This is a genomic window from Stenotrophomonas sp. P5_A8 (genome assembly GCF_056400545.1).
In genome coordinates, this window is sequence record NZ_JBFULB010000117.1 from 1 (window position 1) to 11,457 (window position 11,457).

Annotated in this window: 4 protein-coding genes; 2 read left to right on the top strand and 2 right to left on the bottom strand. The window is 66.0% G+C overall.

Annotated elements, in window-relative coordinates:
• Positions 1 to 86 precede the first annotated feature (86 nt).
• Both AC1DQP_RS10245 and AC1DQP_RS10250 read right to left on the bottom strand, forming a co-directional pair.
• A complete protein-coding gene (locus AC1DQP_RS10245; RefSeq protein WP_478051531.1) occupies positions 87 to 8,798 on the bottom strand; it encodes a glycoside hydrolase family 94 protein in 8,712 nt (2,903 codons plus the stop codon).
• A 105-nt stretch (positions 8,799 to 8,903) separates the two neighbouring features.
• Positions 8,904 to 9,281 (bottom strand): SDR family oxidoreductase, encoded by a 378-nt coding sequence (locus tag AC1DQP_RS10250; RefSeq protein ID WP_457322154.1) that lies wholly within the window; start codon positions 9,279 to 9,281, stop codon positions 8,904 to 8,906.
• A gap of 156 nt (positions 9,282 to 9,437) precedes the next feature.
• Here AC1DQP_RS10250 and AC1DQP_RS10255 point away from each other — a divergent pair, with 156 nt between their 5' ends.
• Together AC1DQP_RS10255 and AC1DQP_RS10260 are read left to right on the top strand one after the other, a co-directional pair.
• Entirely contained in the window at positions 9,438 to 10,280 is an 843-nt protein-coding gene (locus AC1DQP_RS10255; protein WP_478051532.1) for a glycosyltransferase family 32 protein, read from the top strand.
• A 50-nt stretch (positions 10,281 to 10,330) separates the two neighbouring features.
• A partial coding sequence (locus AC1DQP_RS10260) for a glycosyltransferase family 25 protein (RefSeq protein WP_478051533.1) occupies positions 10,331 to 11,457 on the top strand: 1,127 nt, incomplete at its 3' end.

Genomic DNA, 11,457 nt, shown 5'->3' on the forward strand with positions numbered 1-11,457 from the left:
TTGCGCTGGGTGGCGCACTCGCGCCACCCAGTGGTCCAGCTTGTCGGCCAGCGCATCAAGTTGCACCTGTATCTCGGCGCGCACGTTCATCCCGGAGGTGCACCCAGATCATGCGCGACACGGTAGTAATGACCGTCGTCGCGGAGCAGGACGCTGAGGTCCGGCTGCAGGACGTCATCCACATGCAGCGTCGGCTGACCCTGGGCCGTGCGGGTCACCACGAACTCATACAGGCTGCGCCCGAAGCGGTAGCTCAATTCGAAGGACGGCCAGTGATCGGGCAGGCACGGTTCAAGCGAGAGACGATCGCCGTCGCGACGGATGCCGAGCAGGGATTCGACCAGCAGGCGATACATCCACCCGGCCGATCCGGTGTACCACGTCCAGCCGCCTCGCCCGACGTGCGGCGACACGGCGTAGACATCGGCGGCCAACACATAGGGTTCGACGCGGTAAGTCTGGACCGCCTCGGCATCYAGCGTGTGGTTCAGGGGGTTGATCATGCCGGCCAGCTCCCAGGCACGCACTGCATCGCCCTGTTGGGCGAATGCCATCGCCGCCCACACCGCCGCATGGGTGTACTGGCCGCCATTCTCGCGCACGCCCGGTACGTAACCCCGAATGTAACCGGGGTCCTCCGTGGTCTGGTCGAAGGGCGGGTCGAGGAGCTGGATCAGCTTGGCGTCCTTTCGCACCAGATGCGTGTACAGCGAATCCAGCGCTTGGCTGGCACGCTCAGGCGCGGCCACGCCTGACAGCACCGACCAGCTCTGGGAGATCGAATCAATGCGGCATTCCTGGTTCTGTGACGAGCCCAGCGTGGCGCCGTTGTCGAACCAGGCGCGGCGATACCACGCGCCGTCCCAGGCATGCTGTTCCAGGTTCTGACGCAGGCGTTCGGCCTGTTCTTCGCACCATTGCGCACGGGCGGCATCGCCACGCGCGTTGGCCAGCCCGATGAAGCGGCGAAGCGTGTCATGCAGGAAGAATCCGAGCCACACACTTTCACCGCGCTGCTGGTCGCCGACGCGGTTCATGCCGTCGTTCCAATCGCCGCTGCCCATCAGCGGAAGCCCACGTTCACCGAGCAGCCGGCACCCGCGCTCCAGCGCGACGACGCAGTGCGCATACAACGTGCCGCGCTGTGCCGAAAGGGTGGGCATGTCGTAGTAGCCTTCCTCTTCCGGGGTCACCGCGCGCCCCTCGATGAAGCCGACCACTTCGTCCAGCACGCTGGCGTCGCCGGTGACCTCCAGGTAGCGGCATGCACCCTGGGGCAGCCACAGATAGTCGTCCGAGCAGCGGGTGCGCACGCCGCGACCCTGCGGCGGGTGCCACCAGTGCATCACATCGCCTTCGGTGAACTGGTGTGCCGCGCAGAGCAGCAGGTGTTCGCGGGTCAGGTCCGGGCGCGCGTGCACGAGGGCGAGCGCGTCCTGCAGCTGGTCGCGGAAGCCGAACGCGCCGCCGGACTGATAGTAGCCACTGCGTGCCAGGTAGCGGCAGCCCAGGGTCTGGTAGACCAGCCAGCCATTGGCCAGTGCGTCGAACGCCGGGTCCGGCGTGCGTACCTGCACCGTGGCCAGTACGTTGCGCCAGTGGATGCGCACGGCGTCCAGCGCATCGATGGCTTCCTGGTTGCCCTGGCGGCTTCGTGCCAACGCCAGCGTTTCCTCGCGGTCGCGCCCGGCGCCAAGGCGGAACGTGGTTTCACTGCGGTCGCCCGGCGCCAGCTCCAGCGGCACCTGGATCGCCGCGCAGGGATCCATGCCCGCACCGGCCCGTGCATCCAGACGCTCGCGGCGCAACGCGGCCGGTGCATGCAGGCCGCCGTTGCGGCCGATAAACTCCAGGCGGTCACAGGTCCAGCCGCAGCCCTCGGCATCGGTGTCGAAGAAGGCCATCCGGCCGCCGAACTCGGTGCTGTAGCTGTTGCGCGCCAGCAGCGCCCCGGTCTGCAGATCGCGTTCGGTGACCACGTGCATGCGCGACTTCGGGCGCAGGTCACCCATGACCCACTCCACGTAGCCGATGGCCGACAGCCGCCGTGGCCGGCCCGAGAGGTTGTGCAACCGCAGGACCGAGAACTTCAGTGGCGCGGTGACATCGACGAAGACCCACAACTCGCTGGCGATACCGTCTTCGATGTGCTCGTAGACCGTGTAGCCGAAGCCGTGGCGGGTACGGTACGCACCGGTGCCCCGGCAGGGCAGCGGCATCGGCGACCAGACACGGCCGGTTTCCTCATCGCGCACGTAGAAGGCTTCGCCGCCGGTATCGGACACCGGATCATTGAGCCAGGGCGTCAAGCGGAATTCGTGTGCGTTTTCGAACCAGGTATAGCCCGGTGCACTCTCGCTGACGACCGTGCCCAGACGGGCGTTCGCGATCACGTTCGCCCAGGGCGCCGGCGTCGGGGCGCCTTCGCGCACCACCACCACGTATTCGCGGCCGTCCTCGCTGAAACTGCCGGTGCCGTTGTCGAATCGGCCGGCGCCGCGGTACGGAAGGAACGGCCACGGGTCGTCCACCTCTTCGTCGTGCTCAACGCCCGGGGGCAGTCCGGGTTCGGGTCCCGGGTCGGCGATGACGGGCAGCCCGGGCGTCGCGTCCATCGCCWGGGCCAGCTCCTGCTGCTCCGCCTGCGGCACCAGAGCCGGAATCCGTCGCACAGGCAGCGGTTGGCGCCCCACCTGCGCCGCCAGCGTGCCGTCCTCGTCGCTGAGCACCACCCGTGCCACCGCCTGCAGCAGAACGCGGTCCTCGTGGCTCATGTTCTGCACCGGCCGCACGAAAATGCCGCCGGGGCGATCTAGCAGGCCCGTCTCCGAACTGGCGGCCACCATCCCCAGGATCTGGTCCTGCAGTTCCTGCCGATAGCCGGCCTTGCTGTCGTTCCAGATCACCAGGTCGGTGTTGAGTCCCTTCTGGCGCCAATACGCGTGCGCCTGCACCAGCTGCCTGACCAGTTCCACGTTCTCCGCGTCGGTGACCTTGAGCAGGACGATGGGCAGGTCGCCCGAGATGGCATGGCCCCACAGCCCGGATTGCCCTCGCTGGTTCTGCTGCAGGACGGCGTCGCCCGCTCGCAGCAGCGGATTGGCATACAGCACGTGGCTGGCCAGGCGCTCGTAGAGCGAGGCCTCGGCCTGGCTGGCATTGATCTGCCGGCGCACCACCTGGCTGTGTGTCCAGGACAGGTCGAAGACACGGTCCGCCAGGCGGCGATCACGGTACTTGTCGACCATGGCCTCGCAACCGACGCGGTCGGCGCCGATGCCATACACCATGTCCAGCTGCACGGTCTGCTCGGGCTCCAGCACCACCCGCACGCGGATGGCCACGATCGGGTCGAGCACCGAGCCGTCCGTGCCCGAGAGCTCGGTGTCGGTGGTCAACGCCTGCGGCGTCCGCGGCGTGTTGCCACGGCCCAGGAAGCGCGCACGGTCGGTTTCGTAGGAGATCGACGCGACCTCGGCGTCATGCACCGCGACCAGATGGAACATCCACGGTGGGACTTCGTCGTGCGAACGGGGCCGGCGCGTGCAGAGCACGGCTTGCTTGGCGGCCAGGATCTCGCTCTGCACGAAGAGGTTGCTGAAGGCCGGATGCGCGTCGTCCGACGCTGCGGGCGCCAGCACCACTTCGGCATAGGTGGTGATCTCCACCGTGCGCTGGCGACGGCCGCGGTTGGTCAGGCGCAGGCGCCTGAGCTCGATGTCGTCCTCGGCGGAGATGGCGACCTGCAGATGGCTCTCGCAGCCGCGGCGCGCGCCGCGGAACTCTGCCTTGGCGTCGGAGAAGATCGCCTCGTAATGGTCCAGCGCCACGCAGGTGGGCTGGTAGGCGGCGGACCAGAACTCGCCGTTGTCCACGTCGCGCAGGTAGCAGAACGTGCCCCAGGCGTCGGTGGTGCCGTCTTCGCGCCAGCGAGTGAGCGACAGGTCGCCGTGGCGGCTGTAGCCGCCGCCGGCATGGGTCAGCATGCTGTGGTAGCGCCCGTTGGAGAGCAGCTGCACTTCCGGGCGCGGGCCCGCCGGGTCGCGCAGGACGCGCAGGGAGGTCTCGTGCTCGGCCATGGCCGAATGCTCGCCCAGCGCTTCGACCTCATGCGGATGGAATACGCCGATGCGCGGGATGCGTTCCTGCAGCAGCAGCAAGGTGGCCTGGAACTCGGTATCGGCAACAAAACGGCGCTGCATCGGCTGGTCGCGCAACAGGTAATCCAGCGACAGCAGGCCCATGCCCTGGTGGTGGGCCATGAACGAACGCAACAGAACGTGATCCTGTCCCGGCGGTACCCGGGCGGGGGTGTAGTCGATCGCTTCGTACATGCCAAAGCGCCCGGAGAACCCCAACCCTTCGAGGGCCTGGAGGTTCTGGCACGCCGCCTCCGGTGCCACCATCAGCGCCATCATGCTGGCATAGGGGGCAATGACCCGATCCTGGCCGAGGCCGCGCTTGAGACCCAATCCGGGCACACCGAACGCGCGGTACTGGTAGTTCAGGCGGGCATCGACGGCGTTATAGCCGGACTCGGACACGCCCCACGGCAGGTTCAAGGTGCGGCCGTAGACGATCTGCGCCTCGACCGCATGTCGCGCGGTCTGGTCGAGCAGCGTATCGGGATAGCTGGGCATCACCAGCTGCGGCATGAGGTACTCGAACATCGAGCCACTCCATGACAACAACGTCGGCGTGCCGTTGACCTCGGTGAGCATCCGGCCAAGCGCGAACCAGCTCTCCTGTGACAACTGGCCCTGGGCGATGGCGACGAAGGCGCACAGCCGCGCTTCGGACGCCAGCAGATCGTAGAAGCTGTTGTCGAGGCGATGGTCGTCGACGTTGTAGCCGATCGAGAGCAGGTTGCGGGTACGGTAGAACAGGAACCCGTACTCCATCAGCGAGAACTGCCCGGCGCGGTGCGCCAGCGCCTGCAGCTGCTCGATGCGCGCGCGCGCGTCCGCACCGGCGGAGCCGGGCAGGGCGGACAATTGGCGCAGGCTCGGTACTGGCGCCTCGTCGTCCGCGCCGGCATCGGCAGGGAGGTCGGCAAGTGTCGCGTGGGCGGCATGGCATTCGGCAGCGAACAGGGCGGGCCAGTGCAGCGCACCTTCCTCGGACGACTCCGGTGCCGGCCAGTGCGCCAGCATGGCGTCGGCCAGACCGGCCAGCTCCTGCAACCGGGCGAGCAGCTGCGTCGTCCCACGCGGGTGGTCGGTACGCGTTGCCGCCAGGCGCTGGCGAAGGTGGTTGAGCGCCTCGCTCAGTACTGCGTCAGCGGGGCGATGGCGCTGCCGTTCCTCTTCCAGTACGCCGAGCGTATCGGCCAGGCCATCGAAGGTGTGTGGCGCCAGCACCGGCGCGTCCACCAGCGCGAGCAGGCCTTGGCGCAGCGTCAGCAGGTGGCCCGCCAGGTTGCCGCTGTCCACGGTGGAGACGTAGCGCGGCTGCAGCGGCGCCAGGGTTTCGGTGTCGTACCAGTTCAGGAAGTGGCCGCGATGGCGCGGCAGCTGGTCCAGCGTATCGAAGGTGAGGGCGGTGCGTTCCGCGACCGCGCCCAGCTGGAGCCAGCCGAAATCCCACGCGGACAGATTGGCCAGCAGGGACAGGCCGATGTTGGTCGGCGAGGTGCGCCGCGCCACCACCAGCGTCGGGTGCTCCTGGATGTTGTCCGGCGGCAGCCAATGATCCTGCTCGCGCACCCACGCCTGGAAGAACGACCAGGTGCGCCGCGCCAGCCGGCCCAGGAACGCCCGCTGGGTCACCGACAGCTCGGCCACGCTTGCGGCCGGCGGCCGGCCCAGCCACGCCATCAACGCGGGCGCGAAGGTCCACGCCAACAGCAGGGGCAGGGCGACAGGCAGTGCCTGCGGAGCCACGCTGGCCACGACCGCTGCCAGCGCAACCGCCAGCACCGACGCGGGCGCCATCACCCGCCATTCCGCGCCGCGGTCGCTGCCGAGGCGGCGCTCGACTTCGCTGGAGGGGTTCCATTGCAGCAGATGGCGGCGGGTGACGGTCATGCGCCAGAGCGTGCGCAGCACCGCGCCACCGGCCAGCAACGCTTCGTAGGGCAGACACGCGACCTGGGTGGCCGCGCGCAGCAACGACTGCAGCGTGCCGCGCCCGACCATGATGTAGTGCGCTTCCAGCGGGGTGTCGTCCGGAACGCTCAGCGCATCGCGCAGCATGCCGATCAGCGGCGGCGCGAACCACAGGGCCAGCACCCATGCCGTCCACGCAGCCGGGCTTTCGGCATACAGCCAACCCGCCACCAGCAAGGCCAAGGCTGCGATCGGCACCAGGCTCCGGCGCAGGTTGTCCAGCAACTTGCCGCGCGACAGCAGGCTGAGGGGGTTGCGTTCCCACCCCGATCCCGGGCGCGGTGTCCACGGCATCAACCAGGGTAACAGCTGCCAGTCGCCGCGGATCCAGCGCGCACGGCGCTTGGCGTCGGCGGCGTAGCGTTCGGGATAGTCCTCGTACAGGCGCACATCGCTGACCAGGCCGGCGCGTGCATAGCAGCCTTCCAGCAGGTCGTGGCTGAGGATGCGGTTCTCGGGCAGGCGGCCCTCGAGCGCATGCTCGAACGCTTCGACGTCATAGATGCCCTTGCCCACGAACGAGCCTTCGTCGAACAGGTCCTGGTAGACATCCGAGACCATGCGCGAGTACGGATCGATGCCGGGCTCGCTGCCGAACATCCGGGCAAACCGCGAGGTGCGGCGCGTGCCCAGACTGGTACCGACGCTGGGCTGCAGGATGCCGTAGCCCTCCACCACGCGTTGCAGCGCCGGATCGAAGCGCGGGCGGTTGAGCGGGTGCGCCAAGGTGGCGACGAAGGCGCGTGCGGCATCCCGCGGAAGCTGCGTGTCCGAATCCAGGGTGATGACGTAGCGGACGCCGACCAAGGCAGCCGTGTCACCGACGGTGCGCATGAACGCGGCCGCATCGCCCTGACGGAGCAGGGCGTTGAGCGCTGCAAGCTTGCCGCGCTTGCGCTCGTGTCCCATCCACACCCCTTCGCCCGGGTTCCATTGCCTGGCGCGGTGCAGCAGGTAGAAGCGATCGCCGCGCTCGGCCGCATAGCGACTGTTCAATTCCTCGATCCGCTCCACGGCATGCGCAAGCAGGGTGTCGTCMGTCGGTGTCTCGGCGGCCGCGGCGTCTAGGAAGTCTGTCAGCAGCACGAAGCGCAGCTGAGGATCGCGGTTGGCCAGGAAGCGGACCTCCAGCGCCTCGGTCRGGACATCGATGCCGTCGATACTGGACAGCATCGAGGGGACCGCGACCACGGTGGAGCAGGCGGCCGGGATCCCTTCGCTGAAATCGAGCTTGGGCAGGGGCCGGGGCGTGACCAGTACCGTCGCCGTCCAGTTCACCAGGACGATGCCCAGCTCGCTGAACACCAGCAGCCCGAACAGCGCGGCCAGCCAGACGGGTACCGCGCCACTGCCCGATGCCAGCAGGCCAGCGGTGGCCACCACCGCCAGCAGGGCAATCGGCAGCAGGTATTGGGCAAGTGGCACGCGGTGCGCCAGCCGCCGTGCCTTGCGGTGGCGCGGTGCCGCCTCGGCCACCGCGTCCACGGTGGTGTTCACGCCTTCGCCGACGAGCCAATAGCCTACGTGCGTACGTGGCCCATCGAGCGGCTCAGCTGCTCGTGCCAGGTCCAGCGCGATGGTCGCAACGCGCTCTTCGGCGACGCGGCTACCGCGCGCAATCTTCTCTACGACATGGCGATAGGCGTCGCGGGTGCCGAAATCCATCTGCGGATAGACGGCCATCGGGTCTTCCCGCAGCCGCTGCTCGACCACACTCATGTCTTCGACAAAGGTGCGCCAATCCATGGTGGAGAGGAAGCGCWGGCTGCCGATGCTGTTGCCGATGGAGACCTGGTCGGCCGCCTGCTGCTGGCCCTCGGCGGCGACCAGTTCATCGATGCGCTGCCCAGCCGCGGCGGCCCACTGTTCCAGCCAGGCGATGGGCATGGCCCAAGCACCGCCGCGCCCCTGCAGCGACCGGGTCAGCTCAGCGATGAACGCGCCGGTCAAGGGCGGCTCGGAGCGTGCCATGTCGGCCACCACGAGGACGACATCGGTCGGGGTATCGGACGCCGCGCGATTGAGGCTGTCCGCCCATTGGGCAGCCAGGCCACGGTCCGTCCCGTCGCGCATCACCCGCGCCGCCATGCGCCGCAGATTCTCCAGCAGGGCCAGGCGCAGCATGATCGGAACGGCCCACAGTTCGCCCAGGCTCAGCGGCGCGAGCGACTGGTACGAGGCGATGAAGCGGCCCAGCGTATCGCCGTCAATGCGGCCATCGCCATGCGCGATGGCCTGCATCGACAGCTCATACACCCGCGGCAACCCGGCCGAGGGGCCGGCGACAAGGGAAGGCAACTGCCGGCTGTAGCCGCGCGGCAGGTGACGTCGCGCGGTCTGGATCTGTTCTTCGATCAGGTAGTAGTTGTCGAGCAGCCATTCCCCGGCCGGGGTCAYCGGCCGCTGTTCGCGTACTACGTTGCTGAGCAGCGTGTTGGCGTCTTCCAGGACACGCTCGTTGGCTTGCAGGCGATCGAGCAGGCGCTCTGCGCCCGGTCGCATCCGCACCCGATGCTGGCGCGCAAGGGCGCGGCCGTAGACCTCCATCTGTTCAACGCTGTACAGCGCGGCGCGCAGGGGGCCCTCGGTGGCCTCGATGGCCGGTGCCGAGGCCTGGCGCTCACGCCAGCGCCAACGGACAAGACGACGCAGGCGGAGCCAACGACCAAAAAGACGGCGAAAGTGGGGCATGGTTTACCGAGGGGGGCAGGTCGCGGCCTTCATAGTTGCATTCGGGGCGGCGTGGTAGTTGTGAAGGTCGCGAGCGCGAGCGGCCCGGATGGTCACAACGCAACCTCAGGCGGTCGGGACAGTGCCGCCGTCGATCGTGTACTCCGATCCGGAGATGGACGCCGCCCGCGGCGAGACCAGGAATGCAATCAGATCGGCCACCTCGGCTGGCTTGGCCGGGAGCCCCAGCGGAATGCCGCCCAGCCCCTGCATGACCTGCTGTTTGGCGCCCTCATAATCTGTGCCTGCATTGGACGCAATCCGCCCGACGAATGCGATCGCAGCGTCTGTCTCGATCCAGCCCGGCGACACGCGGACCACGCGCCCCCCCTTGGGGGTGACTTCCTTGGAGAGGGCCTTGCTGTGGGTGGACAACGCCGCCTTCGCTGCGGCATAGGCAATCGTGGCGTCATGCAGCGGCAGTAGCCGCTGGATCGACGTCACATGCAGACGTGCCTCAGCCGCTCGCCGCTGAAGGGTGGTCGGGCGACGTATGGGTATCGAACGGTCGGGCTGCGAGTATTATCGCGAGACGGCACACGTAGACAGGCTGACCACAAGCCTCCCAAGTCTCATTGAATCCCATCTCGAGGCCGCCTCATGGCGCTTGAAGCAGACACGCCGGATCATCATCGGCAGCGTTCGGACTACATCAAGGGCATCATTCATCGCCAGCCGCCCAAGCCTTCGCCTGTTTCGCAGGTGGACGGCACGCCTAGGACTATCGTTCAGTTTTGGCACGACTTCCAGAACCTGCCGCCCGACGTACTTCAGTGCATTGAATCTTGGATTTATTGGCAAAAAGCAGGCTATGCCCACCGACTGTTCGATGCGGATGGAGCTGCTGCTTACATTGAAAAGCATCTCAGCCCGTTGCACCTTTCAGCTTACAGGCGCTGTTACCATCCTGCGATGCAGGCTGATTATTTCCGATTGTGCTTCCTGCACGTTGAGGGAGGGCTGTACGTGGACGCAGACGATGTCTGCATAGCCGGGGACATTAGCCCGTTGTTTAAAGGTCACGGACTTAAAGTTCAGCCGCTTTGCTATGACATTGATTMGGATACGATGGTTCAAGCCTGTGACTTCATGTCGCCGTCAGCGAAGGCGGGCAACTGGATCTTCTATCTGAATAATAATCCATTGTCAGCTCAATCGGGCGACCTGGTTATTGAGGGCGCACTTGAAAGAGCCACTCAATGCCTCGTGGAAGCTGTGCAGGGCGAACTGCCGGAAATCCAGGCGACCACCGGTCCAGGTAATTTGTCCAGGGTAATCTTCCAGATGGGCGTCGCGGGTGAGTTAGACAACGCGATCGTAGTTCTTAAAGACTGGAGCGAATTTGCTGTATCGAAGTGGCCGCTAAGCTACCGCAACGATGATCGCAATTGGCGCAACTCCAACCAACGGGTCTTCGAGAGGCCTGGAGATGAAAACGTATGAACCTATTTCCGCGGTTGGGCGGCCTCCAAAGAGTATTGAACACCCTCCGCATGCGAGCTCGGGTCCTACTTCCTCGTCAATTGTGTCGAGCCTTCAGCCGAGGCGGGAAGTCTGACTGCCTGGCGATCAGCCAGATCTATGTCATCAATCTAGATCGCCAGCCAGAGCGGCTGGTGGCCGTTCAGCAAGAGCTGCGTCGTATCTCGGACGCGTCAGGTAGCCCCTTGCTCGATCTTCTCGTTCGGCATTCGGCTTGCGACGGCATGGCCTACACTACCAGCAGCCTTCAAACACCCGATGTGGATATCCATTACACCTTGGCCGACCAGCTTTCCGTCGAGCCACAGCCTTTGACGCTACCGGCCGCGTTTAAGCTKGATGAGCCGATCCGAATGAGCGACGCCGAGATCGCGGTCGCAAGATCGCATATCGCTGTATGGAAGAAGATCGCGGCATCCGCCGGTGGATATGCGCTTGTGTTAGAGGATGATGTCCTATTCGACAGGGGCTTTGGTACGCTCGTCGATGCTGCTTGGGCAGAGTTGCATGCCAGCAGTAGTTCGGAGCCTGCATTTGATGTTCTGTATCTCTCTTATAAGGAGGTCCGATACGGCGCCCCTAAGGCTCCGATTTCACCAAACGTCTTCCGGCCCGAGCGTGGTCTTTGGTATCTATCAGGGTACGTTCTCTCCGCGCGCGGAGCACAGCGCCTTCTCGATCTCGGGCCTTGCCGAGGCCCGGTAGACCTTTGGATCAACCAGAAGTTTGGCGAGATGGATGTTCGCGCCGTTCGACGATCGGTCATTAGCCAGCGCTGTGATCTCGAATCGACCAACTCCTACTCGATTCTTCCTGCATTGGGCCGAATTGGCATTCTGAATGACACGACTCCTGGCGTGTTTCATCGCCGCCCCACTGAAACACCAGTATTTGCCTTCGGCTCTCCTGGATCCGGCTTGTCGTCACTCGCGATGGCTCTGTCCATGCTCGGCTATCGCTGCTGTAGCGACTTGGAGGACTTGCCTGCAGCGGAAATGTCCGCGCTTCTTGCTGGGCGCCGTGAGGCCGTGTTCAATGCATATGTAAATATTGCCTCGCTTTCAGGCCACGCCGACCTGCTCAGACGGATTTACCCGTGCGCCAGAATTATTGTTATGGGAGATATAGAGACGCGCGA